Origin of the sequence: Curtobacterium sp. MCSS17_006 (assembly GCF_003234215.1) — a bacterium.
In the GTDB taxonomy this organism is placed as follows: domain Bacteria; phylum Actinomycetota; class Actinomycetes; order Actinomycetales; family Microbacteriaceae; genus Curtobacterium; species Curtobacterium flaccumfaciens.
Map to the genome: position 1 here is coordinate 115024 of NZ_QKSO01000006.1, position 25661 is coordinate 140684.

Annotated in this window: 26 protein-coding genes; 14 read left to right on the forward strand and 12 right to left on the reverse strand. The window is 69.7% G+C overall.

Annotation, left to right across the window (positions count from 1 at the left end; genetic code table 11):
- The first annotated feature begins 72 nt into the window (after positions 1-72).
- The 5 genes from DEJ21_RS07855 (at position 73) to DEJ21_RS07875 (ending at position 4341) form a co-directional block, all read left to right on the forward strand.
- Positions 73-594 carry a hypothetical protein gene (locus DEJ21_RS07855; RefSeq protein WP_111224233.1) on the forward strand — a complete coding sequence of 174 codons (522 nt, stop codon included), beginning with the start codon at positions 73-75 and terminating at the stop codon, positions 592-594.
- A complete protein-coding gene (locus tag DEJ21_RS18175; RefSeq protein WP_111224234.1) occupies positions 591-890 on the forward strand; it encodes a hypothetical protein in 300 nt (99 codons plus the stop codon). Before DEJ21_RS07855 ends, DEJ21_RS18175 begins: the two co-directional genes overlap by 4 nt.
- A 226-nt stretch (positions 891-1116) precedes the next feature.
- Positions 1117-2583, forward strand: a complete 1467-nt coding sequence (locus DEJ21_RS07865; RefSeq protein WP_111224235.1) for a DUF6421 family protein — start codon at positions 1117-1119, stop codon at positions 2581-2583.
- Positions 2580-3263, forward strand: coding sequence for an SDR family NAD(P)-dependent oxidoreductase (locus DEJ21_RS07870; protein ID WP_111224236.1), 684 nt, complete (start codon positions 2580-2582; stop codon positions 3261-3263). The genes DEJ21_RS07865 and DEJ21_RS07870 overlap by 4 nt, the downstream gene beginning before the upstream one ends.
- 4 nt (positions 3264-3267) lie before the next feature.
- The gene (locus tag DEJ21_RS07875) at positions 3268-4341 is read left to right on the forward strand and encodes a low specificity L-threonine aldolase (protein WP_111224237.1); all 1074 of its coding nucleotides are present in this window, start codon (positions 3268-3270) and stop codon (positions 4339-4341) included.
- A 54-nt stretch (positions 4342-4395) separates the two neighbouring features.
- Here the strand turns inward: DEJ21_RS07875 and DEJ21_RS07880 are convergent, their stop codons facing one another.
- A complete protein-coding gene (locus tag DEJ21_RS07880) occupies positions 4396-5892 on the reverse strand; it encodes a CitMHS family transporter (RefSeq protein WP_111104392.1) in 1497 nt (498 codons plus the stop codon).
- A 153-nt stretch (positions 5893-6045) separates the two neighbouring features.
- On the opposite strand from DEJ21_RS07880, the gene DEJ21_RS07885 reads away from it, so the two are divergent.
- The 4 genes from DEJ21_RS07885 to DEJ21_RS17970 all read left to right on the forward strand — a co-directional run bounded on the left by DEJ21_RS07885 (position 6046) and on the right by DEJ21_RS17970 (position 9522).
- Positions 6046-7755, forward strand: a complete 1710-nt coding sequence (locus DEJ21_RS07885; protein WP_111224238.1) for a sensor histidine kinase — start codon at positions 6046-6048, stop codon at positions 7753-7755.
- Positions 7752-8408, forward strand: coding sequence for a response regulator (locus DEJ21_RS07890; RefSeq protein WP_111224239.1), 657 nt, complete (start codon positions 7752-7754; stop codon positions 8406-8408). Before DEJ21_RS07885 ends, DEJ21_RS07890 begins: the two co-directional genes overlap by 4 nt.
- 107 nt (positions 8409-8515) lie before the next feature.
- Positions 8516-8830 (forward strand): SdpI family protein, encoded by a 315-nt coding sequence (locus DEJ21_RS07895; protein WP_181433097.1) that lies wholly within the window; start codon positions 8516-8518, stop codon positions 8828-8830.
- Between the two features lie 191 nt (positions 8831-9021).
- Complete coding sequence (locus tag DEJ21_RS17970) at positions 9022-9522, forward strand: hypothetical protein (RefSeq protein WP_146247723.1); 501 nt, start codon at positions 9022-9024, stop codon at positions 9520-9522.
- Positions 9523-9574: 52 nt separating this feature from the next.
- Here the strand turns inward: DEJ21_RS17970 and DEJ21_RS07905 are convergent, their stop codons facing one another.
- Together DEJ21_RS07905 and DEJ21_RS07910 are read right to left on the reverse strand one after the other, a co-directional pair.
- Positions 9575-10837: an endo-1,4-beta-xylanase gene (locus DEJ21_RS07905; RefSeq protein ID WP_111224241.1), complete on the reverse strand. Its 1263-nt coding sequence runs from the start codon at positions 10835-10837 to the stop codon at positions 9575-9577.
- Positions 10838-10946: 109 nt separating this feature from the next.
- On the reverse strand, positions 10947-11396 hold the full coding sequence (locus DEJ21_RS07910) for a MarR family winged helix-turn-helix transcriptional regulator (protein ID WP_111224242.1): 450 nt from the start codon (positions 11394-11396) through the stop codon (positions 10947-10949).
- Between the two features lie 83 nt (positions 11397-11479).
- Between DEJ21_RS07910 and DEJ21_RS07915 the strand changes: the two genes are divergently transcribed.
- Positions 11480-12223, forward strand: a complete 744-nt coding sequence (locus tag DEJ21_RS07915; RefSeq protein ID WP_111224243.1) for an SDR family oxidoreductase — start codon at positions 11480-11482, stop codon at positions 12221-12223.
- A gap of 77 nt (positions 12224-12300) precedes the next feature.
- Here the strand turns inward: DEJ21_RS07915 and DEJ21_RS07920 are convergent, their stop codons facing one another.
- The 5 genes from DEJ21_RS07920 to DEJ21_RS07940 form a co-directional block, all read right to left on the reverse strand.
- Positions 12301-14400 carry a beta-galactosidase gene (locus tag DEJ21_RS07920; RefSeq protein WP_111224293.1) on the reverse strand — a complete coding sequence of 700 codons (2100 nt, stop codon included), beginning with the start codon at positions 14398-14400 and terminating at the stop codon, positions 12301-12303.
- Positions 14401-14450: 50 nt separating this feature from the next.
- The gene (locus DEJ21_RS07925) at positions 14451-15359 is read right to left on the reverse strand and encodes a carbohydrate ABC transporter permease (RefSeq protein ID WP_111224244.1); all 909 of its coding nucleotides are present in this window, start codon (positions 15357-15359) and stop codon (positions 14451-14453) included.
- Positions 15356-16309, reverse strand: coding sequence for a carbohydrate ABC transporter permease (locus DEJ21_RS07930; RefSeq protein ID WP_220036562.1), 954 nt, complete (start codon positions 16307-16309; stop codon positions 15356-15358). Before DEJ21_RS07930 ends, DEJ21_RS07925 begins: the two co-directional genes overlap by 4 nt.
- An 11-nt stretch (positions 16310-16320) precedes the next feature.
- Positions 16321-17658 (reverse strand): ABC transporter substrate-binding protein, encoded by a 1338-nt coding sequence (locus DEJ21_RS07935; protein WP_111224245.1) that lies wholly within the window; start codon positions 17656-17658, stop codon positions 16321-16323.
- Positions 17659-17805: 147 nt separating this feature from the next.
- Positions 17806-18867 (reverse strand): LacI family DNA-binding transcriptional regulator, encoded by a 1062-nt coding sequence (locus DEJ21_RS07940; RefSeq protein WP_209050904.1) that lies wholly within the window; start codon positions 18865-18867, stop codon positions 17806-17808.
- A gap of 282 nt (positions 18868-19149) precedes the next feature.
- On the opposite strand from DEJ21_RS07940, the gene DEJ21_RS07945 reads away from it, so the two are divergent.
- Together DEJ21_RS07945 and DEJ21_RS07950 are read left to right on the forward strand one after the other, a co-directional pair.
- Positions 19150-19674 carry a hypothetical protein gene (locus tag DEJ21_RS07945; protein ID WP_111224246.1) on the forward strand — a complete coding sequence of 175 codons (525 nt, stop codon included), beginning with the start codon at positions 19150-19152 and terminating at the stop codon, positions 19672-19674.
- Between the two features lie 130 nt (positions 19675-19804).
- Positions 19805-21244 (forward strand): family 20 glycosylhydrolase, encoded by a 1440-nt coding sequence (locus DEJ21_RS07950; RefSeq protein ID WP_146247724.1) that lies wholly within the window; start codon positions 19805-19807, stop codon positions 21242-21244.
- 56 nt (positions 21245-21300) lie between these two features.
- Here DEJ21_RS07950 and DEJ21_RS07955 read toward each other — a convergent pair whose 3' ends face one another.
- A complete protein-coding gene (locus DEJ21_RS07955) occupies positions 21301-22242 on the reverse strand; it encodes a LysR family transcriptional regulator (protein WP_111224248.1) in 942 nt (313 codons plus the stop codon).
- A 119-nt stretch (positions 22243-22361) separates the two neighbouring features.
- Between DEJ21_RS07955 and DEJ21_RS07960 the strand changes: the two genes are divergently transcribed.
- Positions 22362-23318 carry a putative oxygenase MesX gene (locus DEJ21_RS07960; RefSeq protein WP_111224249.1) on the forward strand — a complete coding sequence of 319 codons (957 nt, stop codon included), beginning with the start codon at positions 22362-22364 and terminating at the stop codon, positions 23316-23318.
- 37 nt (positions 23319-23355) lie between these two features.
- Positions 23356-24405, forward strand: a complete 1050-nt coding sequence (locus DEJ21_RS07965; protein ID WP_111224250.1) for a methionine synthase — start codon at positions 23356-23358, stop codon at positions 24403-24405.
- Positions 24406-24543: 138 nt separating this feature from the next.
- On the opposite strand, the gene DEJ21_RS07970 is transcribed toward DEJ21_RS07965, so the two are convergent.
- The 3 genes from DEJ21_RS07970 to DEJ21_RS18185 are packed head-to-tail and all read right to left on the reverse strand — an operon-like array spanning position 24544 to position 25478.
- Positions 24544-24948, reverse strand: a complete 405-nt coding sequence (locus DEJ21_RS07970) for a DUF1648 domain-containing protein (protein ID WP_181435818.1) — start codon at positions 24946-24948, stop codon at positions 24544-24546.
- Positions 24949-24999: 51 nt separating this feature from the next.
- Positions 25000-25365, reverse strand: a complete 366-nt coding sequence (locus DEJ21_RS18715) for a PLD nuclease N-terminal domain-containing protein (RefSeq protein WP_375342395.1) — start codon at positions 25363-25365, stop codon at positions 25000-25002.
- Positions 25275-25478 (reverse strand): hypothetical protein, encoded by a 204-nt coding sequence (locus DEJ21_RS18185; RefSeq protein WP_181435820.1) that lies wholly within the window; start codon positions 25476-25478, stop codon positions 25275-25277. Before DEJ21_RS18185 ends, DEJ21_RS18715 begins: the two co-directional genes overlap by 91 nt.
- Between the last annotated feature and the right edge of the window lie 183 nt (positions 25479-25661).

Here is a 25661-nt window from a genome sequence, read left to right on the forward strand (position 1 = left end):
GTTGCACATTTCACCGGATAGCGGCAAGTTTGTCCTCAATCGGCGAGGGACGCCGATCAGGAGGGAAACCCAATGACGTCGTTCACCGTCTCCACGAGCAAGATCGCAGCCGTCGGGCTGCTGACAGCTGGATTGTGCGCGCCGATCTTCGCCGCCCCACCAGCGCACGCCGCCACAGGAGCACCCGCGGCGTCCGTCGCCACGATCGTCGAGGATCTCGACCTCCAGGCCGCCGACGTCGAGCGCGGGCTGGCGCTGATCGAGAGCGTTCCGGAAGCCGTCCTGCTCCAGGGCCAGACCGCGTACGAGGAATGGGCAGCTGGCAGCCCGGTGGTCCAGCGAGCGGCTCGTGCGAGCATCCTCGAGTGCACGGGAGCGATCGCGCTCGTGATCGCCTCAACGGCATTCCCCGTCGCGAAGATCTTGAAGATCAAACGTTTGATCAACTCGCTCGGCGGCGTCACGAAGGCAGTCCGGATCATGTGGGGCGCGTCCTTCAGCTGGGAGAAGATCCGGGCCCTCGGCGGGGCTGCGGCTGCGCTGGGGGCTGAGCTCCTCGGCATCGCGGCAGTGAAGCGAGGGTGCTTCCGATGAGGCGTCGGGCGCCGGCCTTCATCGTCCTCTTCGGGATCGTGTCGACGGTCGGCGCCTGGCTCTCGCTCGATCTGCTCTACGCGTGTTTGGCCGCGCTCGCGACGATCACGTACGCCGCCTTCGCTCCGAGCATCGTCGGGAGTACCCCGATTCCCCCGGGGTGCGCACCAGACCCGGCAAAGGTGCGGAGTTGGCGTGAGACGCATCCGGACTCGACGGTGAGCGAAGCGATCGATGCCGTCACCAAGCGTGAGCGCATCGACTCGGAGGCCCGTGGAGACAACAGCTCCGGGTGAACCAGCCAGCACCGCGGACTCCGACCACGCTGACCACCCACGCACGACCGGCGACGGTTCCATGCGCGCAGCAGTCGGATCCCCGCGCGAGCACCACGACGACGCACGATTCCACCGCAGATGGGCAACTTTGCGTCCCCCGAACTTCCCTAGGCTCGAGACGATCCGGTAACGCGCACCACTCGTCCGCAGATCCGCGGGCGACCCCGATGACGGGAGGTTCGACATGTCCCAGTTCGCCCAGAAGATCTCGCAGGACGCCATCGTCGGAGAGCCCGAGGTCGTCGAGGACCACCTGTCCGTGCGCGAGATCGCCGCCCACCCCGCCTGGCTCCGGCTCAAGCGTGCAGTCGTCGCCCTGCAGGCCCTGCAGACGCGGGACGGCTCCGTCCCCGAACCGTCCGACCACGCCGCTGCCGCCGGTCACGTCGCGGTGATCGTGCCGGCCGTCGCCGAGCTGGCACCGCACTTCCCGCACGACGCCGCGTTCCTGCAGGTGCTGCAGCTCGACTTCGCACGCTGGCAGGAGCAGGGCTTCGGGGTCCCCGACTTCCTCGACTCCCTCACCGCGTTCCAGCCGCAGCAGCACCGCGTCGACGGGCTCGGCCACCTGGTCGTGTTCCCGATGGTCACCCAGAACGGCAGCACCTCGCGCTTCGTCGAGGCGGTCCTGGTCGAGGTCATCTGGCCGGAGTTCATCGCCGAGCTCGAGGCCGGCCGCCACGGCAACGCCCTGTTCGTCGCGCTGCGCTTCGTCGACTTCACCCCGGGGTACGACACGAACTCGGCGGTGCTGTTCCCCGAGACCGTCGCGATGCGCTCGATCCCCGCCTTCACGTGGGGCGCGATCTTCCAGGACCGCGAGGCCGCCCGCTACCGCCGGGTCGTCCGTGCCGCCGCCGACGTCACCAAGCTCGAGCTGCCGGCCGAGGCCGCTGCGATGCTCGACGACCAGCAGCTGACCGAGCAGGTCTTCGTGATGTGGGACATCATCCACGACCGCTCGCACATGCGCGGGGACCTGCCCTTCGACCCGTTCATGATCAAGCAGCGGATGCCGTTCTTCCTCTACTCGCTCGAGGAGCTCCGCTGCGACCTGACCGCGTTCCGGGAGTCCGTGCGTCTGGAACGCGAGCTGTCCGCCGGACCCGACACGGGCCTTCAGGACGCGCAGCGCGCCATCCGCGACCACGCGCGCCTGGTGCAGTACGCGGTCGTCTTCGACCGCATCTTCCGCTTCGCGATCACCGGCAGCCGCGTCCGCAACTACGACGGACTCGGCGGCCAGCTGCTGTTCGCCTGGATGCACCAGCACGGCGTCCTGCACTGGACGGACACGCAGCTGACGATCGACTGGCCCGAGGTGCCGGACGTGATCATCGCCCTGAGCGACGAGATCAACGAGCTCTACCGGCGCTCGATCGACCGGCCGAAGTCGGCGCACTGGCTGGCCGCGTACGAGATGCTGACCCGCACGCTCACGCCGCACCCGGCGTCGAAGTGGGCGCGTGGCCTGCCCGACGAGACGCTCGCCGGACCGCCGCGCGGCTACACCGACGCGGTGCTCGACGACGAGTTCCCGCTGTCGATGTTCTACGAGGCCCTCGACAAGAAGATGGCGACCGTCATCGCGTCCACGGCCGGCATCACCGGCACCACGGACGCCGAGCTCGTCGGCGAGGCCGCCGCGTGACCGACGGCTCGGTGGCCGGTCGCCTGGTGCTGATCGCCGGTGCGACCAGCGCCAGCGGCGCAGCCGTCGCGCGCGCACTCACCGCCGCCGGTGCGGCCGTCGTCGCGGTCGGCACCAGACCCGACGCCCTGGAGGCCCTGCGCGCGTCCGTCCCGGGCGTCACGACGCGCACGTGCGACCTGTCGGACCTCGGTGCGGTCACCGCGTTGGCCGACGACGTCCACGCGGACGCCGGCCGCGTCGACGGGCTGGTCCACCTGGTCGGCGGGTGGCGCGGCGGCGGCAGCATCGTCGGCCAGTCCGACGCGGACTGGGACTTCTTCGACCGCGCCTTCCGGACCCTGCGGAACACGACCCGGGTCTTCCACGACGACCTGGTGGCGTCCCCTGCCGGACGGCTCGCGTTCGTGTCGTCCACCGCGGTCGACTCCCCCACCGCCGGCGCCGCGAACTACGCGGCGGCGAAGGCCGCGTCCGACGCCTGGGTCCGGGCCGTCGCGCAGGGGTTCCGGAAGGAGGCGCCGGAGACCGCCGCGGCCGCCGTGTTCGTCGTCGGTGCACTGTCCGGCCTCGAGGAGCGGCTCGGCACCGAGGTCGTCCGGCTCTGGGACACCCCACCGGCCGACGTCAACGGCGCCCGCATCCCGCTCACGGCGCCTGATCCCTCGAACCTAGGATGAACGCGTGACCCTCCGACTGCACGACCTGGACCTGCGGGGCTTCGCCTCGGACAACTACGCCGGCGTCCACCCCGAGATCCTCGCCGCCATCGCCGCGGCCAACGACGGCCACCAGATCGCCTACGGCGAGGACGTGTACACGGCACGTCTCAACGAGGTGATCCGCGAGCACTTCGGGTCGCAGGCCGAGGCGTTCCCGGTGTTCAACGGCACCGGCGCGAACGTCGTCGGGCTGCAGTCGATGCTGCCGCGGTGGGGAGCGGTCGTGTGCACCGCAACCGCGCACATCCACACCGACGAAGCCGGTGCGCCCGAGCGCGTCGCCGGCATCAAGCTCCTGCCGGTCGAGGCACCCGACGGCAAGCTGACGCCCGAGCTCATCGACCGCGAGGCCTGGGGCTGGGGCGACGAGCACCGCGCCCAGCCGCTCGTCGCGTCGATCACGCAGACCACCGAGCTCGGCACCGCGTACACGGTGGACGAGGTTCGGACGATCGCCGACCACGTCCACTCCCTCGGCATGAAGCTGCACATGGACGGCGCCCGCATCTCGAACGCCGCGGCGTCCCTCGGGGTGCCCCTGCGCGACTTCACCACCGACGCCGGTGTCGACGTGCTGAGCTTCGGCGGGACGAAGAACGGCATGCTCTACGGCGAGGCGATCGTCGTGCTGAACCCCTCGGCGTCCGAGGGGTTGCACTACCTGCGCAAGATGAACATGCAGCTCTCGTCGAAGATGCGGTTCGTCTCCGCCCAGCTCATCGCCCTGCTCAGCGACGACCTGTACCTGCGCTCCGCCGGGCACGCCAACGCCATGGCCGCCCGACTGCGCGGTGCGCTGGAGGCCGGTATCGCCGACGGCAGCATCCGGGGTGTCGGCTTCAGCCAGCAGACCCAGGCGAACGGCGTCTTCGCGACCCTGCCCGCCGGGGTGGCCGACCGGCTGCGGAAGCACTTCCGGTTCTACGACTGGGACGCCAGCCGCAACGAGGTGCGGTGGATGTGCGCGTACGACACCTCGGAGCAGGACATCGACGACTTCGTCGCGGCCCTGACGCGGGAGCTCGACGCAGCCTGAGCCGGTCGCGCCCGGCCCGGCCCGACGCGTGCCGGGTCGGCACCGGCGGTCGGTTCACCCGAACGGGATGACCCGCACGACGATCGCCACCACGAGCATCGCCATCGCGACCACGGCGGCCCGCCACAGCACCTTCCGGTGGTGGTCGCCGAGGTTCACGTTGGCCAGCGACACCAGCAGCAGGATCGCGGGGACCAGCGGGCTCTGCATGTGCACCGGTTGCCCGACGACCGAGGCCCGCGCCATCTCGGCCGGGGTGATCCCGTACGCCGAAGCGCTCTCGGACAGCACCGGCAGGATGCCGAAGTAGAACGCGTCGTTGCTCATGAAGAACGTCAGCGGCATGCTCAGCACACCGGTGATGCCCGCCAGGTACGGGCCCATCGAGTCCGGGATCACCGCGACGAGCCAGTCGGCCATCGCCGCGACCATCCCCGTACCGTCGAGCACCCCGATCAGCACCCCGGCGGCGAACACCATCGACACGACGCCGACGATGCTCGGGGCGTGCGCGACGATCTGCGCGGTCTGCTGCTTGAGCTGCGGGAAGTTCACGAGCAGGGCGATCGCCGTGCCGATCATGAACACGAAGTGCAGCGGCAGCAGGCCCAGCACGAGCGCCACCATCACGGCGACGGTCAGCGCCAGGTTGAACCAGATCCGCTTCGGCCGCAGGGTCGGACGGTTCGGGTCGAGCATCGTCTCGGCCATGGTGCCGGTCCCCGTGCCGCCCTCGTCCCCCGCACCCGCACCGTCCACACCTTCGCCGTCCGCACGCCGACCGTCGGCCTTCCCGCCGCGCAGTCCGAGCGCGACCGTGGGGCTCGTGAACATCCCGCCGCCGGTCCCGCCCACCGCCGCGAGCACCCGCGACCCCGCCCGGGCGTTCGCCCGTTCCGGCACCCGCGCACCCCGCGAGGCCTCGGTGAACTCGATCAGCCCGAGGCGCTTCCGCTCCCGCAGGCCCATCGTCCACGCGAACGTGAAGCACAGCAGCAGCCCCACCACGAGCGACGGCACGAGGGGCACGAAGATGTCCGTCGGGTCGATCTTCAGCGCGGCGGCGGCACGGGCGGTGGGACCGCCCCACGGCACGATGTTGAGCGTGCCGTTCGTCAGACCCGCCACGCACGTCATCACGACCGGGCTCATGCCGAGCTTCAGGTAGATCGGCAGCATCGCCGCCGTGACCACGATGAACGTCGTCGAGCCGTCCCCGTCGAGCGACACCGCACCGGCCAGCAGAGCCGTCCCGAGCACGATCTTCGCCGGGTCGTTGCCGGTCACCCGCAGGATGAACCGGACGAGCGGGTCGAACAGGCCGACGTCGATCATCAGCCCGAAGTACATGATCGCGAACATCAGGAGCGCGGCCGTCGGTGCCAGCGTGCCGATCGCCTCGGTCACCATGTCGCCGAGTCCCAGACCCGCCCCCGCGAACAGTCCGAACACGGTCGGCACGATGATCAGCGCGAGCATGGGTGACATGCGCTTGGTCATGATCAGGACCATGAAGGTCAGGACCATCGCGTACCCGAGGATGACGAGCATCAGGACTCCTTCGTCCGTGTCTGGCAGTCCGGGCACGCTACGACCCGGCCTGGAGGCGCGGCGCGCTTCTGCACATTGGCGCACCATCGCGCGTTGACCGCTTTCTGCGCATTGTGCGCAGGCAGGCCGGCTCGCCCTCCGTACGCTGGGGTCGTGACCGACGACCGTTCACGGCGCCCCAGGCTCCGCTTCGCCACCGAGGTGCTCGTGCTGCAGCTCGCCGTGGTCGTCGCCGTCGTCGCCCTGACCAGTGCCGTGTTCGTCCGGATCGAGGTCACTCGGCTGGAGCGCGCTGCCGAGGGGACCGCACTGGCGATCGCACAGAGCGTCGCCGCGCAGTCCGACGTCCGGGCCGCGGTCGCCCGGTTGAGCGTCGACGGCACCGACCTCGACCCCGCGGCCCTCGCCGACGGGCCCGTCCAACGGGCGGCACTCGCAGCCCAGCGCCGGACCGGGGCACTCTTCGTCGTGGTCACCGACGACCGGGGCATCCGGCTGGCCCACCCCGACACCGACCGGATCGGCGAGATGGTGAGCACCTCCCCCGACGCCGCACTCGCGGGCCGCGAAACCGTGTCCTGGGCGCGCGGCACGCTCGGTGAGTCGGCGCGGGCGAAGGTGCCCGTCTCCGCGCCCGCGGCCGGCGGGGCGGAGACGAGCCGGGCCTCCCGGCAGTCCGCCGTCGTCGGCGAGGTGAGCGTCGGGTTCAACCGGGCACGCGTCTACGACACCCTGGTCGAGGACAGCATGCCGGTGATCGGTGCCGGCCTGGCGGCGGTCCTGCTCGCGGTGATCGCCTCGGTGCTGATCCGGCGGCGACTGGTGCGGCTGACACTCGGGCTGCAGCCGGAGGAGCTCGTGACGCTCGTGCAGAACCAGCAGGCCGTGCTCGGCGGCGTCGGTGAGGGCGTCATCGCGATCGGCCCGTCGGGGGTCGTCACCGTCTGCAACCCCGAAGCCGTGCGACTGCTCGGGCTGGCCGATCCGGTCGGCCGTCCGGTGGCCTCCCTCGACCTGCCCGCGCCGCTCAGGTCGATGCTGGACGTGACCACCGCGGCTCCGGCGAGCGCCACGATCGTCGCCGGGCACCGGGTGCTGCTCGTCGACGTCCGCACAGTGTTCCGCGACGGACGCGACCTGGGCCGGGTCGCCGTCCTGCGCGACCGTACCGACGTCGAGGCCCTGACCCGGCGACTCGACGCCGTCGGGGCGATGAGCACGGCGCTCCGCGCGCAGCGCCACGAGTTCGCGAACCGGCTGCACGCGATCTCGGGGCTGCTCGACATCGGCGAGACCACCCGGGCGCGCGCGTACCTGGCGGACGTGCAGGAGCGCGGACCGCTGCGCTACCCGGTGCAGCACGCCGACCGGTTGACCGAGCCGTACCTGCAGGCGTTCCTCGGGGCGAAGGGGGTCGAGGCCGCCGAGCGGGGCGTGCTGCTGCGGATCGGGGCGGAGACGCTCGTGCAGGGGACGATCACCGACCCGGGCGACGTGACGACCGTCCTCGGCAACCTGGTCGACAACGCGGTCTCGGCGGCGCTCGGCAGCGATGAGCGAACGCGCGACGGCGGATCCCCGTGGGTGGAGGTCGAGGTGCTCGACGACGGCGCGACCCTGCACCTGTCGGTGATGGACTCCGGGCCGGGGGTGCCGGACGATGCCGCGGACTCGCTGTTCGTGCGCGGCCCTGCGGCTGCTCCTGCGTCGGAGGACGTCTCGCAGGTGCACGGGCTCGGGATCGGGCTGCCGTTGTCGCGGGAGATCGCCCGGCGGCACGGTGGTGACGTGTGGCTCGCCTCCCCCGGCGGTGCCGACCACGGCGCGGTCTTCTGCGCCCGACTGGAAGGAGTGGTGTCGTGAGTTCCGTGTTCACCGTGCTGGTGGTCGACGACGACTTCCACGTCGCCGACCTGCACCGGCGGCAGGTCGACGAGGTACCGGGGTTCCGGGCGCTCGAGCCCGTCGGGACCCTCGCGGCCGCCCGCTCCGCGCTGTCGAGCGGGACCGTGGACCTGGTGCTCGTCGACGTGTACCTGCCCGACGGCAGCGGGCTCGACCTGCTGCGGTCGATCGACACCGACACCTTCGTGTTGAGCGCCGCCTCGGACTCGGGCACCGTTCGCCGGGCGATGCGGAGCGGGGCACTCGCCTACCTGATCAAGCCGTTCACGGCCGGGGTGCTGGCCGAACGACTGCAGGCGTACGCGCGGTCACGGAACGTGCTCGACGAGCGGTCGACCCTCGATCAAGAGGCCGTCGAGCGGGCGTTCCGGATCCTGCACGCCGGCGACAGCGGTGGGGCGTCACCGTCCCGGGCGGCCACCGCGGCGCTGGTGCTCGAGCAGCTGGTCGCCGGTGAGGAACGGTCCGCCGCCGAGGTGGCTGCGGCGATCGGGGTCTCGCGGGCGACGGCGCAGCGGTACCTGGCGCAGCTCACGGCGGACGGCACCGTGGCGATGCAGTTGCGGTACGGGGCTGCGGGGCGGCCGGAGCACCGGTACGTGCGGCGGTGACGGGCGCTGCTGCCCTTGCGTATTTCACCGGATACCGGCAGGTTTGGTCTGACGCGCTCCGATCTCAGCCCCACGCGAGCGCGATGACCGACCCAGAAGGAGATCACGTGATCGCGATCGAGATGGCAGCCGCCGTCCTGACCATCGTCTTCGTCGTCCTGCCGGCGCGGGGCACCATCGGCAGGAACGGGCTCGTCGGCATCCGTACCCGGGCGACCATGCGCAGCGACGAGAGCTGGATCATCGGCCACCGAGCAGCGATCGTCCCGACGAGCATCGCCGGCGGCGCGACCGTGTCAGTGAGCCTGGTCTACATCGCACTCGGACGCGCCGACGACATCCCCGCGTTCGTCGCGTGCGCCGCGATCCTCGTCGGCGGAGCCTTCTGGGGTGTGGTGGCCGCAGGACGCGCGACCAGGTGACGGCGGACACGGGGGCCCGGGCGTGGTTCAGCGCTGACGTCGTCGAGCTGCTCGAGATGGTCAGCCCGTACCTCCAGGTCGTCGCGGTGCCGCACACCCACGCTGACGCCTGGCCCTTCCGGCCGCCTCAGGAGGGGCGCGCGCCCTAGCCCTGTCCCTGGTCCGCGAGGCGCCATCCGGACGCCGTCTTCGTGAAGCAGAAGCTCCACGTGCGCGTCCCGTTCATCGGCTCCGATTCCTCCGACGCTCGACTCGTCACCGTCGTGTCGACGCAGGACTCCGTCTTGTGGCCAGGGTTGAACAGCACCGATTCCGCCTTGTCCGCGACGGTGTACTTCCGCAGCGTCGGGTTCCGGCACCACGCCCACGTGCTGTCGAGCGTCAACGCCTTCGTCACGTCACACCGCTGCGCCTTCGCCGCAGCCAGGTACACCTTCGTCACCTCGACAGAGGTTGCGGACGACGGCGGCAGGCGGGGCGAACTGCACCCGGTCACCAGTGCGAGCCCCGACGCCGACACAGCGGTCACGAGGAGCGAGCGCTGCCCCACGAGCAGGAGCCGTCCGTGCGGTCTGCTCGTACGCATCAAGTCCACCCCTCACGGCGCCGCGGACGGTCCGCTGGTCTCGCCCAGCAAAGCGCACCACCCCGATCAGAGCCATGAGCACCCCCACAGCCAGGTCCGCCACTGACGGACTGGAGGCGCGGGGCGGGGCCGCACCGGGCCTCCAGTCCGTCAGGTGGTCACGCGACGATCTGCACCTGCGTGGGCACGTCGGTGACGGTGAACGGGGCGGACGACGTGCCGCGCACGTCGACCCGGTAGTCGCCGCGGAAGCCGCGGACCTGCACCCGACCGCGGTCGTCGGTGCGGAGCACCGTCGGGCCGAGCCACCACTCCTCCTTGACCAGGCGGCGGAGCGCGTCGTAGGACGGCTTCGGGCTGCCGTCGGCGCGGACGAGTCCGATCGGGGCGCCGAGCCAGGCGCCGGCGTCGGTGATGCCCCAGTAGGTGATCGCCTCGACGGAAGGGTGCCCGACCAGGCTCCGGTAGTGCCGTTCGATGTCGTCGGCCTGGCGCGCCTCACCCTCGGGCGTCGACGGCCACGAGGCGACCTGGTGGTCGTTGAGGTCGACGATGTGCGCGGGCATGAGGTCGCCGGAGACGAGCGAGGTCTCGGTCAGGTGCAGCGGCAGGCCGTAGCGGGCGAACCGGTCGACCATCGCGAGCATCGTGTCCTCGCCCCAGTAGCCCTGGTGCATGTGGGTCTGCAGTCCGATGGCGTCGATCTGCACGCCGGCTTCGAGCACGCCCTCGATCAGGCACTCGTACGCACTCGACAGGTCGAAGTCGTTGAGCAGCAGGGTGGCGTGTGGATTGGCGGCGCGGGCCTCCTCGAAGGCCATCCGGATCATCGGGATGCGGCCCTTGGCGCGGGCGAGCGGGGTGATCGCGTTGTCGCCGTTGTCGAACACCGGCATGATGACGACCTCGTTGATGGCGTCCCAGGTGTCGATCGTGCCGGCGAAGGCGGAGACCTCGCGGCGGATGCGCTCCCGCTGCAGCTGGTCGACCTCGTCCAGCGGGAGCCCCAGCAGCCAATCGGGCTGCACGGTGTGCCAGACGAGCGGGTGACCCTTGAGGGCGATGCCGCGGTCGCGGAACCACTGCGCCGTCGTCAGGAGCCTGGCGGTGTCCGGGGCTCCGCGCTCGGGCTCGAAGCGGCCCCAGTAGAACGGGAGCGTCGCGGTGTTGAAGACGTCGGTGTAGAGGTCGGCGAGGTGCTCGGTGCCTGCTTCGTCCTGCGCTTCGGCGTTGGCTTCGGCGTTGGCTTCGCCGGTCGCCTCGCCGTTGGCCAGTTCGATGAAGTCGAAGCCGATGTTGCCGAAGGCGAAGGCATGGCGGGTCTGCTCGACGGTGATGTCGGCATCGGGGATGGGATTGCCTTCGGCATCGGCGACCGTCAGGGTCGTCTCGCCGAAGCGGTGATCTGGTGCGTGCGTCATCGCGCGTCCTCCGACGTCGTCGTCCGGGATTTGTTGTGCGCGCAAACATAGCAGCGGGGATCGTCGCCGTCACCCCTGGGCGGTCAGCCCTGCGGAGTCGTCCGCGGGGTCAGGCGGACTGGCCACCGTGAACGGAGAGAACCCGGTCGAGCAGGTGAATGAGGTCCTTCCGCTCCTTCGTGGACAACGCGGCGAGCAGTTCGTCCTGCACGGCATCCGCGAGCACCTGGATCTCGGCGAGCGTGACCCGACCAGCGGCCGTGATCGTGACGACGTTCCGCCGGCGGTCTGTCGGGTCGGGCTCCCGAGTCACGGCCTCGTCTCCTTCGAGCCGGACGACGATGCCGTTGACGTTGTTGCGGTCCAGGCCCAGCACCCGACCGATCTCAGCCTGACTCAGCGCGCCGTTCTCGTCGAGCGCTGCCAGCACCGCGAAGTCGGATCGCGCTTCGAGGGGCATCCGGGCGCTGGTCAGGCGCGCACCGATCGTGGCGAGTCGCCCGGCCTGCCAGCTCACGAGCGTCCGGAGCGCCTGGGGTGGAGTGGGGTCGTCGGCCATGCCCGAAGACTATCAGTTGGTGCGACCAACCATTTGAGCGTATCGTTGGTTGAACCAACATTGGTCTCACCAAGGAGTCGAACATGTCCACAGATCCCATCAGCCCTGACCTCTCAGGTCGTCGCGTCCTCGTGCCGGGCGGCACAGGCGGTGTCGGGGAGGGCATCGTCAGCGCCTACCTCAACGCCGGTGCCGACGTCGTCGTCCCCACCCGTTCGGATGCGCGCGGCACAGAACTCCGCGCCGCGCTCGGCGCGATCGGCACCTCCCAGCTGCTGCACCTGCCGACGCACGACTACACGTCCTTCGCCGGGGCGGAAGCACTCGGTGCCGAGATGACCGAACGACTCGGCGGCATCGACGACGTGGTCGTCCCCGTGGGCGGATGGTGGCAGGGCGGGCCCCTGACCACCATCGACGAGGACGACTGGGCGGGAGCGTTCACCGGGCTCGCCACGGCGCACATGGCACTGGCGCGGGCGATCGTCCCGCGGCTCAGTGGCGTCGGCGCGTACACGGTGGTCGTCGGGCAGTCCGCCGAGTTCCCGGTGCCGGGCAGCGGGCTGGTGAGCATGGAGCAGGCCGCGGTGCTCATGATGCAGCGGGTCCTCGCGGCGGAGTCGCCGGACGAGCATGTCCACGCGCTCGTGCTCGGGCCGGTGCGGACCCGGTTCGTCGACGGCGAGCCGGAGTGGGTCTCGGCGTCCGAGGTCGGTGCCGCCGCCGTCGCGCTGTCCCTGGCGACGGGCATCGGCAGCCGCTCCGTCTCACTCGCGTCGTCGACGGAAGCCCGAACGGCGTTGGAGGCGTTCCGGGCCGCGGCCTGACCACTGTCCGGGTGCCGCTGTTGCACAGAAGGAGCAGGCGGACCGTCCGACCCGACGGCCCGCCTGCTCCGGTCTCGCTAGGCGACGATGACGACCCGGACGTCCCACGGCCCGAGCTCGAGCACGGCATCCGCGTCGAGTGCCGTGCCCTCGAACAGGTCCTCCACGGCGACCGGCACCGCGTACGTGCTCGGTTCCCACGACCAGTTGTGGATGACGTGCACCGTCTCGCCACGACCGTTGACCGAGCTCGCGACCGACTGTGTGTCGGCCTGCGGCTGCCAGCTCGGCGCCCCGCTGCCCTGCGCGACCGCCCACTCCGTGATCGCCGCGGCGAGCGCCGGATCCGGGACGGTCCCGACGTAGGTGACCCGACCGGCTCCGTGCGACCGGGTGGTCACCGCCGCGAACCGACCGTGGTGCGGGTGGTCGTACCCGACGAGCACGTCGGCGTCGTCGACGAGCAGGCCGTCCGCCCACCGGGTGGCCGTCGCCCCGGCCGGCACGGTGAACCCGTGCTCAGCGGCAGCGGCTCCGGCGGACACCGGGATGCGTCGGCCGAGGTTGCTGAACTCGTCGTAGTGCACGCCCGCGGGCACGTCGAGGAACGCGGGCTTCCGTTCGAGCCGCGCACGGGCCTCTTCGTCCTCGTACCCGGTGCGGATGCCGACGACGAGGTGTCCACCTGCCTCGGCGTAGGCGGCGAGCCACTGCAGCTGGGCGTCGGTCGCGATGGTGAACGCGGCAGCGACGAGCACCGGACGCTCCGCGGCGAAGGACGCCGGCTCACGGTCGAAGACCTGCGACGGGTGCACGGTGTTCGCCTGCAGTCCCGCGTCGAAGACCCCTCGGGCGAAGGCGTCGTGGATCGTCTGCCACGAGCGCCGGTCGGGCTCCATGCCGTCGCCGAGTGCCGGGTGCTCGTTGAGTGCCCACTTGGACTCGTTCGAGAACAGCAGGGCGACGTCGGCGTGCGGGCGGAGGCCGGCGACCCGCTCCCCGGCGTGCGCGAACTCCGCTCCGATCCGGGCGATCTCCTCGTAGGTGCGACCGGGCTGCTGCGAGTGCGGCAGGACGCCACCCCAGTACGTCTCGACGCCGTAGTGCAGCGTGTGCCAGTGCCAGTACTCGATCATCGACGCGCCTCGGGAGACGAGCGCCCAGGCGGCCTGGCGCCACTGCCCTTCGTAGGCGGGTTCGTTCATCCACGAGAACCCGATGGCCTGCGCGTTGGTCTCGGTGACCAGGAACGGTGCCTGCTTCGACCCGTACATGCGGTCGCCCGAGGCGAAGATCGACCAGGCACCGGACGAGGTCCAGAACTGTGCGGGTTCCTCGGCACTCGGCAGCTCGAGGGCGTCCTGCATCCGGTAGTACGGGTTGCCGGCGGTGACGTCGAGCGTCCGGGTGAGCACCTCGTCCTCGACGGTCGGCCGCTCGTAGGCGATGCACGTGGTCACGAACTGGTCCGGACGCGAGTACTCCCGCACGACCGATGCCTGCCAGGCGATGAAGTCCGTCGTGATCGAGGCCTGGAACCGGCGCCAGGCCAGGTCGTACTGCGGCTGCGCGTTGCCGTCCGGCGTCCACAGGTCAGCCCAGGTGGACAGCCGGTGGGACCAGTAGGTCAGGCCCCACTCCTCGTTCAGCCGCTCGACGCTGCCGTAGGTGTGGCGCAGGTGGTCGACGAAGCGTTGGAACACCTCGGGGTTCGCGATGAGCTCGTTGCCCGGTTCGTTGTCGACCTGGTAGCCGATCACGGCTGGGTGCTCGGCGTAGCGGGCGACGATCTTCCGGATGACCCGCTCGGCGTGGAACAGGAACGCCGGGTGGGCGTAGTCGATCTCCTGCCGGGCACCCCAGCCCATCGCCTCGCCGTCGGTGCGGCGGCGGACGTTGATCTCCGGCACGATGCGGGCGAGCCACATCGGCACGGCGTACGTGGGTGTACCGAGGATCACCCGGATGCCGTGTTCGTGGGCGGCGTCGAGCACCGGTGCGAGCCACTCCAGGTCGAAGCGGCCGTTCTCCGGCTCCCAGGTGCTCCAGACGGACTCACCGACGCGGATGACCGAGAAGCCGGCCTCCTGCATCAGGCGCATGTCCTCATCGAGCCGAGGGGTCGGCTGGTACTCGTGGTAGTAGGCGGCGCCGAAGAGGACGCGGTCGTGCTGCATGGTGCTGGGTGCTCCGTTCGAGAAGGATCGGTGGTGGGTGCGGGTGTCGGTCATCCCTTGACCGCCCCCGCGGTCAGCCCGTCGAGCAGCTGCTTGCGGAGGAGCAGGAACACGAGGATCGTCGGCACGCTCGCCAGCACGACCCCGGCGAGCACCAGGTCGTACGACCGGTTCTCCGACGCGAAGATCGCGTTGAGGCCGAGGGGCAACGTGTACTGGCTCGAGTCGGACAGCAGGACCAACGGCCACTGGAAGGAGTTGTAGCTCTGCAGGAAGCTCCACACCGCCAGGGCGCCGAGCGACGGTCGGAGCAGCGGGAGTACGACCCGGCGGAACGTGCCGAACTCGGAGTTGCCGTCGATGCGGGCCGCCTCGATGAGTTCGTCGGGGATCGCCTGCACGATGAACTGCTGCATCATGAAGATGCCGAACGCCGGCGCCACCCACGGCACGACGAGCGAGAACCAGGGGTTCGTCAGCCCGGACTTCACCACCAGGATGAAGAGCGGCACGAGGATCACCGCGAACGGCACCGAGAGCGACGAGAACATCACGGCGAACAGGATCCGCTTGCCCCGGAACCGGAACTTCGCGAAGCCGTACCCGGCCATCGCGCAGACGAACACGGACACGACGGTCGCGATCAGGGCGGTGCCCACACTGATGCCGAACCAGGCCCAGAACGGCTGGGTGGCGAGCAGGTTCGTGTAGTTCTCCCCCGTCGCCGGGCTCGGGATGAGCGTGGGCGGTGTCGCGAAGATGTCGCCACGCTGCTTGAACGAGCCGGACAGCGCCCAGAGCAGCGGGAACACGAAGACCAGCAGCAGCGCCACGAGTGTGGCGTAGAGCAGGCCGCGGCGAGCGATCCAGCCCCTGGTGCGGGGCGGGCCGGACCGGGGTGCCCGGCTTCCGGCGGTCGTGACGGCCCGGGTGTCCGGGCGGTCGGTGGTGGCGGTCATGCGTCCCTCCCGATGGCGAGTGCGCGGTTGAGGATCTGGCTGACGCCGAACACGACGACGAACAGCACGACACCGGCGGCTGCCGCGTACCCGAACTGCTGCCGTTCGAAGGCGGCGCGGTAGATGAACATGGCGACGGAGAGCGTGGCTTCGCCCGGACCGCCCTTGGTGAGCAGGTAGGGCTCGTCGAACAGCTGCGCGGCACTGATGAAGCTCGTCACCACGACGAACGCCGTGACCGGTCGGATCGCCGGGAGCGTCACGTTGGTGAACTTCCGGAAGGTTCCTGCCCCGTCGAGCGACGCGGCCTCGTACTGCTCGGGCGACACGTTCTGCAGTGCCGCCAGGAAGAAGATCGTCAGGTACCCGACCGTGCGCCACAGGAGCACGAAGCCGATGGCGACCTTCGCGAGCGTCGGGTCGCCGAGCCAGTCGGTGTTCGGCAGGCCGAACAGCGCCTTGAGCGTGGCGTTGAGCAGCCCGTAGTTCGTGTCGAACACCAGGCTGTAGATGAGCGCGATGACGATCGGCGACAGCACCATCGGGATGAAGAACGTCACCCGGAACAAGTCTCGGGCGCGGAGTCCCTTGGCGTTGAGCGCCTGCGCGACCAAGAGCGAGCACGGCACGATGACGAACACGGCGATGAGTGTGTAGATCAACGAGTTGACCAGGGCGGTGCCGAAGCTGGTGTCCCGGAACAGGTTCGCGTAGTTGGACAGGCCGATCCAGTTCGGCGTGCCGAGGCCGACCCACTCGGTGAGTGACAGGTACACGGCGGCGAGCACCGGCACGATCATGAACAGGCCGTACAGCACGTAGAACGGCGCGATGAAGAGGTACGGCGCGCTGCCACCGTTCGTGTTCAGGCGGTGGCGACGGCGATCGGGTGGATCGGTGGTGGTCGTGGTGGCGGACACCGGGATGCCGGTGGCGGTTGATGTGGACAACGTCGTCCTCCTCAGGCGCGGGTCTGGCCGCGGAAGTCGGCCGCAGCGGCGTCGAGCGCCTGCTTCGGGGAGATCTGGCCCTTGTAGGCCTTGATGAGGTAACCGCTCAGGACGGTCTGCAGGATCGAGGCATCGGCGCTCTGGTGCTGCGAGGGCACGTCGTCGACGACCGACTTGTAGACGCCGAACAACTGCTGCCCGCCGAAGTACGGATCGCTCAGCGCCGCGAGCCGCGGGTCGTCGTAGACCGATCGGAGCGTCGGCAGGTAACCGAGGTCCTGGTAGCGCTTCACCTGCTGGTCCGGATCGAGGTACGCGGCGAGCACCAGATCGATCCCGGCCTTCGTGAGCGGCTTGTCGCGGAGCACCGAGAACCCGGTACCGCCGCCGACGCTCGTCGTGCTGCCACCACCCGCGAACCGGGGCAGGTTCCGCACCTTCCACTTGCCCTTCTGCTCGGGCACGTTCGGCTTGATGCCGTAGCTGGCGTACCAGGAGGGCATGTCGACGGCCAGGATCGTGCCCCCCTTCAGCCCGGACTGCAGGCTCGGTCCGTACATGTCGGCGACCGTCGCGATGGCACCGGACTGCACACCGTCGACCAGGAACTGCAGGGTGCGTTCGGCCTCCGGCGTCTGGATGTCGATGCCGCCGTCCTCGTCGTACAGGTCGCCGCACCGCTGGAGCAGCAGGATCTGGTAGCTCTGCAGCGTGCCGCCCGGATCGGTGACCGCCACGGCGTGCAGCGAGACACCCTTGCTCTCGTTGAGCTTCGCGCCGACGTCCATGTACTCCTCCCACGTCGTCAGGTCGTCGGGGATGCCGAGGGCCTCGAACTGGTCGGCTCGGTGGTAGTAGACGCACAAAGGCGTGTCCGAGTCGAGCGCGTAGAGGTGCCCGTCCTTCGAGAACGGCGTGAGTCGCGCAGCGATGAGGTCGTCCTTGCGCGACGCCACCGACGGCGACAGGTCGCTCAGCAGCTCGGCAGCGATGTCACCGCGGAGCATCCGGCAGAACGCCCCGATCTCGAGCCCGGCGACGTCCGGCGTCCCCGTGCCGGCGACGGCCTGCGCGATGAGCTTGGTCGGGATGTCCGCCGCGGCGATCGTGGTGATGTCGAGCGCGAAGTCGAAGTCCGACTTCCGGTCCGCGACCGGCAGTGCCTCGGTGAAGAACTTCTCGTAGCCGGGGTCGTGCGTCCAGAAGGACAGGTCGGCGCGTCCGGAACGGACAGCGGCCGTCGACTGCGGGGAGCAGCCCGCGAGCAGCGCGCCGAGGGCGATGCTGCCGCCAGCGGCGGCGCCCCACCGGAGCAGGTCGCGTCGGCTCGGTCCACGGCCTGGAGGCACGGGTGGCGCAGGTGGGGAGAGTCGCCTGGGTACTGGGGTCACGGAGGTCTCCTGACGTCGTCGTCGAGGTGCGTGCGGAAGTGGCGGTGAGCGCGTGTGAGCGCTCACTCACGGGACGGACGCGGGCCGCGCCTCCCGTCCGGGGGTTCAGTCGGCGGGGCGGAGGTGACGCCGCTCAGCGGACGGCGGCGCGCTGGTGGCGCGCGTGATCAGCTGGCCGGGCAGCATCCGGTGGCGCTCGGCGGGCGGGTGGCCGTCGAGGGTGCGGAAGAGGCGGTGCATCGCGAGGCGGGTGGCCTCGTCGAAGTCCTGACGGATGGTCGTGAGCGGCGTCGGTAGGTAAGCCGAGATCGGCATGTCGTCGAAGCCGACGATGCTGACGTCACCCGGCACGGACAACCCGTGCTGCTGGATGGCGGACATCGCGCCGATCGCCATCTGGTCGTTCGCGACGAAGACCGCCGTCAGGTCCGGACGGCCGAGCAACGAGCGCATGGCCTCGTAGCCGCTCTGCGGCGACCAGTCCCCCTCGACCGGTGCGTGCTCGGCGACGCCGGCGTCCTGCAGCGCCGCCCGCCACCCCGCCAGCCGGCGCGAACTCGAGGTCCAGTCCGCCGGACCCGCGATGTGCCACACGGTCTCGTGCCCGAGGGCGAGCAGGTGATCGGTGGCCGCGAACGCGGCGCCGCTCTCGTCGAGACCGACCGCCAGGGTGTTCTCTCGGTCGGCGACGTCCGGCGGCCCGAGCGTCAGCACCGTCACGCCCTGGGGCAGGCGGAGCTGGTCCATCTGGTTCTCGACCGGCTCGGAGAAGACGATCGCCTCGACGTCCTGGCCGACGAGCGAGTCGACCGCCGGCTGGAGCTCGGATGCGGTCGCGGCGACGGTCCGGACGATGGCCAGGCTGTACCCGTTCGTGCGGCACGCCTGCTCGACGCCGGTGAGCATGGCGGTCGGGCCGTACAGGTTCGTGCCGATGGTGATGAGACCGATCCGGCGGGAGCGCTGCGACTTGAGGGAGCGGGCGGCTGCGTTCGGGCGGAAGCCCAGTTCGTCGATCGCCTTGAGGACCCGGGCGCGGACCGCCTCGGTGACGTGCGGTTCGTCGTTCACCACGCGGGAGACGGTCTTCTGGGAGACGCCGGCCAGGGTCGCGACGTCGGTCATGGAGGCTGGACGGAGGCGATGAACCGATGCGTTGCCGCTCATCGTCAGCTCCTTCGCTGCTCCGTGGGACCGGCCGGGACCGGGTGTGGGAGCAAGACAACCACGGGATTGTCTACGTAGTCAAGAGCGATTCCGCGGTGGTCATCGCAGCTGCAAGGTTGTGGCTCGTATTGATGTGCAGCATTCTGGCTGGGTTGGCCGTGCCGAGGCGCGAACCGAGAGGAAGAACATGGAGAAGATCCGGGTCGCATGCCGCGCGGGCGGAGACGAGCGGTGAGGGCGTCAGGCACCTGGCCCTCCGTGCGCAGAGCTGCCGCCGCCTTGATGGTCGCCACCACCGGCGCCTCACTGCTGGCGGTCGACAACCTGCTCGGCTTCATCGGAACGCACACGCTCACCGCGGGCTCAGTGCCGATGGTCGCAGCACTCACCGTGTCTGCAGGAATCGTGGCCACTGCCGGTGCTGCGCTCGCTCGCGACGCTGCGTGTCTGGTCATCGCTGTCGCCGTCGTCTGCTTCGTGGCGACCCTCTCCCCCGCGACCAGCAGCCAGCTGTGGCTCCCCATCGCGGTCGTGCTGCAGGCGCTCGTCCCGTTGGCCTTCGCAGCCGCCGGGCTGCTGGACCTTCGCGGTTCGCGGAACTCCACCGCGGTGCGGGTCCTCGCGGTGGTGCTCGTGGGGTTCGCCGCCGCCTGGATCGTCACCGCGTTCATCCCGGTGGCGCTCGTGGCGTTCCTCCTCGCACAGGCCGGCACGCTGGTCGTCGGGGCTGCCCTCAGCCTGCAGCCGCTTCTTCGCCGCGCCCGGAGTCTTGTGCGTGCGCTGTGGGCGAGTGCGGAGGTCCGCTGAGGAGCCCCGCTGCACGTCGCTGGGCGATGTGCGTTCGACGCGGTGCGGATACGATCGTGCGCGCATCCTGATCCAGCGAGGGCAACGGGTGTTCGAGGGGGAGAACGTCGTGGTGCGTCAGCAGGGGAACGTGGGTCCCGGATCGTCCGCCAGACGCACGCTTGCGGTCGGTCTGGCGATCGCGGTGTCGGCAGCAGCCCTGGTCGGCATCCGTGCAACGGCAGGATCAGCGGACACCGCAGCCTCGGCGGTGACGGTCACGAAGGTCACCGCGTCCACCACCGGCACCGCCGTGCGCACCACCCTGAAGGTCAAGAACACCGCCTCGGTGCGGAAGCCGGCTTCCTCCGCGTGGCTGTACCTGTCCGCCGGCACGAAGAAGTACACGCTCGGCCGGGTCGCGGTGAAGGCACTCGCCGCTGGTTCGAGCACCTCGGTCACCGCAGTGCGCGGGACACCTTCCCGTGCCGCAGCCGGAAAGTACTCCATCCTCGCCTGCGCCGGTGCGTACTCCGCGAAGCAGTGCCGCACGTCGACCACGACCGTCACCACCAAGCCCACGACCCGCGCGCGTCCGGAGACGGGCGTGATGCTCGACGTCGCTCGCGCCTACTACCCCGTGGCGCTGATCAAGCGGTACATCGACCTCCTGGCCGACGACGGCGGCCGCTTCCTGCACCTGCACCTCACCGATGACCAGAACGTCGGGATCGAGAGCACGGTGCTCGGCCAGACCCCTGCGAACGCGGATCTCGACCACGGCGTCTACACGAGCCGCGTGACCCATCGCCCGTTCCTGAGTGCCGCGCAGGCACGCACGATCTCCGCGTACGGGGCGAAGCGAGGCGTCGCGATCGTGCCGGAGATCGACACTCCCGGACACATGGCCGCCGCCTTCGCCCTGCTCGAGGCGGAACACGGCACGAAGTGGGTCGACCGCATCCGTTCGGGCGAGAACGAACTCGACACGTCGGCGCCGGAGAGTCTCGCCCTGGCGAAGAAGCTGTACGCAGAGGTGCAGCAGACCTTCCCCTCCAGCCGAACCGTGCACATCGGCGGGGATGAATGGGGCGACGACATCACCGCCACCCAACGCGTCGCCTGGATGAACGCGATGGCGGCCACGGTCGGCAACCGCGAGGTCTGGGCCTGGAACGACGGGATCGATCGGGTCGCGGTCGGGCGGCTGGACCCGCGCATCCACGTCACGTACTGGAGCTTCGACGGCGACACCGAGGACGCAGCCGAGCGCCGCGAACGCCGAGCGCGACGGGCGAGTGCGGTCGACCTGCAGCAGGCCGGAGTCGACCTGCTCAACTACAACTCGTACTACCTCTACGAGGTGCCGACGGACCTCGACCCGGCCGACAGCGAGTACACGGTCGCCGACCTCCGCGAGAACTGGTCACTCCGGGCGTGGGACGGCGACTCCGGTTCGCTGCTCGCGGCTCCGATGTCGGGCGCCGCCGTCGCGATCTGGGGTGAGGACCTCGAGGACCCGCCATCTGACGCGCTCCTGCGGTGGAGCGCACCGCATGTGAAAGCGATGATCGAGACTGCAGCCTCCTGACGGACGCGTGTCGTGCCTCCAGGCCGATCGCTGGAACCGCCGGACCCGCCGCCTGCCTACCCGAGCGGCTCGACGCCGTAGCTGCTGACCACCGCGCGCAACTCGTCCAGGTACGCCTGCGCCTGCACGGTGAGGGGAACCGAAGCGTGCGCGATCCAGCCGATCTCGATGCGTTCGGCGACGTCGAGTGGGATGGCGACGATCTCGGGGTCGAGGTCGTCGCTGATCAGCCCGGTCGAGATCGTGTACCCACCGAGGCCGATCATGAGGTTGAAGATCGTCGCCCGGTCCGAGACACGGATCTCCCGCTTGCTCGACATCGTCGACAGGATCTCCTCGGCCAGGTAGAAGGAGTTGTTCGCACCCTGGTCGAACGTGAGCCGAGGCAGGTCGGCGAGGTCCTCGAGGGTCGCACGCTCCCGCGACGCGAGCGGGTTCCGCTTGGCCACGAAGATGTGCGGCTGCGCGACGAACAGCGGTGTGAACACGACGCCGGCGTCCCGCAGCAGCTTGCCGAGCACCTGCTTGTTGAAGTCGTTGCGGTAGAGGATGCCCACCTCGCTGCGCAGCGTGCGGACGTCCTCGATGATGTCCCAGGTGCGTGTCTCACGCAGCGAGAACTCGTACTCGTCCGCAGCCGCTGCTTCGACCATGCGCACGAAGGCCTCCACCGCGAACGAGTAGTGCTGGGCGGACACCCCGAGCAGCCGACGCGACCGCTGGCCGCCGACGTAGCGCTGCTCGAGTAGGGAGACCTGCTCGACGACCTGCCGGGCGTACCCGAGGAACTCGACGCCGTCCACGGTGAGGACGACGCCCCTGGCCGATCGGGTGAAGAGCGGGCGCCCGATCCGCGTCTCCAGGTCCTTCATCGCCGCGGACATCGTCGGCTGCGACACGTAGAGCAGGTCGGCCGCCGCGCTGATCGAGCCCTCCGTCGCGACCTCGATGAAGTACCGGAGCTGCTGCAGGGTGATGTCGTTCGAGACACGGGCCATAGGCCGAGGCTATACCGGTGCATAGCGTCTCGGTATTACCTGATGGCTCGGGAATGCGGCCATGATCGAGGCACCCCTTCACCAGCGCCCGCGGGCGCTCGACGAACAGATTGCCGACCATGGCGAACGACCTCACATTCAGCATCACCCGGACCCGGTTCGACGAGGACTACTCCCCCGCCGACAGCTCCAGGCTGACCACGAACTTCGCCAACCTGGCGCGCGGCGAGCGCCGTCAGCAGAACCTCCGCGCTGCGCTGACGATGATCGACGGGCGAGCGAACGAGCTGGCCGCGGCGCACGACCGCTACCGTCTGCAGCTCGACATCGTCTCGGTCGCACTGGAGTTCTCCGACGGTGGTTCCGACGCGGAGTTCCCGCTGCTCGAGATGCTCGACGTCACGATCGTCGACGAGCACACCGGCGAGCGCCACCGCGGGATCCTCGGCAACAACTTCTCGTCGTACCTGCGCGACTACGACTTCTCGGTGCTGCTGCCGTCGTCGCCGTCGCTGCCGTCCGACTTCGGACAGCTGCACGGGGCGCTCTTCCAGCGTTTCCTGGAGTCCTCCGCGTTCCACTCGAACTTCAGTGGCGAGCCCGTCGTCTGCATCAGTGTCTCGACCAGCCAGACCTACCGCCGGAACGGGTACGTCCACCCGGTGCTCGGCGCCGAGTACGAGCACGAGCACTCCTCGCTCACCGACGACTACTTCGGCCGGATGGGCATGCGGGTCCGGTACTTCCAGCCCGCCGGGGCGGCTGCCCCGCTCGCGTTCTACACGCGCGGCGACCTGACCGGCGACTACACGGACCTCCAGCTCATCGGCACGATCGCCACCATGGAGACGTTCCAGAAGATCTACCGCCCGGAGGTCTACGCCGCGAACACCCCGGCCGGCAGCACCTACCGCCCCACCCTCGACCACACCGATTTCACGCCCACCCCGGTGACCTACGACCGCGAGGAGCGCAGCCGCCTCGGGATCACGCAGGGCCGGTGGACCGAGGAGCACCTGGTGCGGCCGCACCACGCACTCCTCGCCCGGTTGGCTGATCCCGCCCTCGCGCGCTGACTTCCTCTGCCCTTCGACTGACTGGACCGTCACCCCCATGCGTTCTCTCCTCCCCACCTCGATCGTCGGCAGCCTGCCGAAACCGTCCTGGCTCGCCGAGCCCGAACGGCTCTGGTCCCCCTGGGAGCTGCAAGGAGCAGCATTGACCGAGGGCAAGCAGGACGCCCTCCGATCCGCCGTGCACGAGCAGGAGCGCCGTGGCATCGACATCGTCAGCGACGGCGAGCAGACCCGCCAGCACTTCGTCACGACGTTCATCGAGCACCTGGACGGCGTCGACCTCGAGCGCAAGGAGACCGTCCGCATCCGCGACCGCTACGACGCGGCCGTCCCGACCGTCGTCGGTGCCGTGAGCCGTCGGGCGCCGGTCTTCGTTGAGGACGCGAAGTTCCTGCGGGCTCAGACCGATCGCCCCATCAAGTGGGCGCTCCCCGGCCCGATGACGATGATCGACACGCTCTCCGACCAGCACTACAAGAGCCGCGAGAAGCTGGCGTGGGAGTTCGCCACGATCCTCAACCAAGAGGCCCGGGAACTGCAGGACGCCGGCGTCGACATCATCCAGTTCGACGAGCCCGCCTTCACCGTCTTCCACGACGAGGTGCAGGACTGGGGCGTGGCCGCGCTCGAGCGCGCAGCCGAGGGCCTGCGCGCCGAGACCGCCGTGCACATCTGTTACGGCTACGGCATCGAGGCCAACAACAAGTGGAAGGAGACCCTCGGCGCCGAGTGGCGGCAGTACGAGCAGTCCTTCCCACTGCTGCAGCAGTCCTCGATCGACATCGTCTCGCTCGAGTGCATCCACTCCCACGTTCCACTCGAGCTCGTTGAGCTGATCCGCGGCAAGAAGGTGATGCTCGGGGCGATCGACGTCGCGACCGAGACCGTGGAGACCCCGGAGGAGGTCGCGGAGGTCCTTCGTCGGGCGCTCGAGTTCGTCGATGCGGACAAGCTCATCCCCAGCTCCAACTGCGGGATGGCGCCCCTGGCGCGGGGTGCGGCGCTGGACAAGCTCGGCGCGCTGTCGGCTGGTGCGGACATCGTGCGGGCCGAGCTCGTCGGCACGGCGGTCCCGTCGGCCCACTGATCACCGCGAGACACCACGGCGGCGCTCTTCCGGAAGGAGGAGAGCCGCCGTTCGTGTTGCGTCCGCCGCGTGCGCGGCTTTCGATCCGATCTGGAGGCGCGGCTGCGCTCCGGCTGGAAGGTCACGCCGGCAGCGGCGTCACCTTCCACCGCCCCTCGCGGGGGAAAGCAACCAGTACGGGACAAACGCCCACACGGGCGCCGCCGCGAGAAGCCACCAAGCCGTCGGACTCAACGTCGAAGACGCCAATCCCACGATGATCAGCCAGCTCATCGCGAGAGCCGCAACGAACCCTGCGGTGACCGCACACGAGATGCGACCTCTGCGCCGGTCTCGAGCAAAAGCGGAGCCGACCGCCCCCACGAGGAACAGCGACTGTACCGCCGCGAGCAGGATCGCGGTTCCCAACGGAGTTCCGTACCCGCTCGGGCTGCCATCCGGGCCGAACGTCGTCGCGATCCGGTCGGGCAACCGATCCCACCAGGCGCTGGTGACCGCGACCTCGACGACGACCGGGAACGCAGCAGCGACGGCTGCGAACACGGCACGCGGATTCATGCTGCGCACAGGTGCTGATCCGACCGAACGTTCCCCTCACCGCTGGCCAACGTCGTCACTTCTGGGCTCGATCGACCGTTCGCGGTGCCGAGCGACGAACCACGTTGCCGGCCCGATGAACGGAGCGAACAGGACGACGAGAGTCCATCCGAGCAAACGACGGCCAGAGGTCGACCGAGCTCGGATCAGCGAGATGAACGCTGCGAGTGCGAGGAACAGCGCGAGGAGGGATACGGCCATCAGCACACCGTCGAGCACTGTTGGAACAAGTGGATTCATCATCTGCCCCGCCGCCCAAGACGCCATTCCGCTCACTCCCAGCGGTTGTAGGTGATCGCGCCGTTGCCCTTGGCGCTGAGGCGCTGGATCGAGGAGTAGGTGCTCCACGCAACCGTGCCCCATGGAGTCGGCACACCACGCTTCACGACGACCTTGCACTTCGCAGTGGCCTGTCCGCCGACGACGGCGCAGGCTGCGCCGATCGAGACGACACGTCCGTAGGACGACTGCTTCATGGAAATTCCCCTCGTTCTCCGGCATCAAAGCCGGCTCTCGCGTCGGCGGCGTTGCCGACAACGAGCAGTCAACTCAGTGATACATCAAATCTGCAACTTCAGAGATGTTCCGGGCGTGTCGTTGACGCACGGAGGGCGATCGGCCGATTGAGTGGCGCGGCAACGCGGCCCAGACTCCGAGGA

Coding starts and splice junctions, on each gene's coding strand:
- DEJ21_RS07855 (WP_111224233.1), top strand. CDS start 73: ATGACGTCGTTCACCGTCTCCACGAGCAAGATCGCAGCCGTCGGGCTG.
- DEJ21_RS18175 (WP_111224234.1), top strand. CDS start 591: ATGAGGCGTCGGGCGCCGGCCTTCATCGTCCTCTTCGGGATCGTGTCG.
- DEJ21_RS07865 (WP_111224235.1), top strand. CDS start 1,117: ATGTCCCAGTTCGCCCAGAAGATCTCGCAGGACGCCATCGTCGGAGAG.
- DEJ21_RS07880 (WP_111104392.1), bottom strand. CDS start 5,892: ATGCTCGTCATCCTCGGGTACGCGATGGTCCTGACCTTCATGGTCCTG.
- DEJ21_RS07905 (WP_111224241.1), bottom strand. CDS start 10,837: ATGACGCACGCACCAGATCACCGCTTCGGCGAGACGACCCTGACGGTC.
- DEJ21_RS07910 (WP_111224242.1), bottom strand. CDS start 11,396: ATGGCCGACGACCCCACTCCACCCCAGGCGCTCCGGACGCTCGTGAGC.
- DEJ21_RS07915 (WP_111224243.1), top strand. CDS start 11,480: ATGTCCACAGATCCCATCAGCCCTGACCTCTCAGGTCGTCGCGTCCTC.
- DEJ21_RS07920 (WP_111224293.1), bottom strand. CDS start 14,400: ATGCAGCACGACCGCGTCCTCTTCGGCGCCGCCTACTACCACGAGTAC.
- DEJ21_RS07925 (WP_111224244.1), bottom strand. CDS start 15,359: ATGACCGCCACCACCGACCGCCCGGACACCCGGGCCGTCACGACCGCC.
- DEJ21_RS07940 (WP_209050904.1), bottom strand. CDS start 18,867: ATGAGCGGCAACGCATCGGTTCATCGCCTCCGTCCAGCCTCCATGACC.
- DEJ21_RS07945 (WP_111224246.1), top strand. CDS start 19,150: ATGGTCGCCACCACCGGCGCCTCACTGCTGGCGGTCGACAACCTGCTC.
- DEJ21_RS07955 (WP_111224248.1), bottom strand. CDS start 22,242: ATGGCCCGTGTCTCGAACGACATCACCCTGCAGCAGCTCCGGTACTTC.
- DEJ21_RS07960 (WP_111224249.1), top strand. CDS start 22,362: ATGGCGAACGACCTCACATTCAGCATCACCCGGACCCGGTTCGACGAG.
- DEJ21_RS07965 (WP_111224250.1), top strand. CDS start 23,356: ATGCGTTCTCTCCTCCCCACCTCGATCGTCGGCAGCCTGCCGAAACCG.
- DEJ21_RS18715 (WP_375342395.1), bottom strand. CDS start 25,365: ATGGGGCACGGTTGCGTGGAGCACCTACTCCTCGATCCAGCGCCTCAG.
- DEJ21_RS18185 (WP_181435820.1), bottom strand. CDS start 25,478: ATGAAGCAGTCGTCCTACGGACGTGTCGTCTCGATCGGCGCAGCCTGC.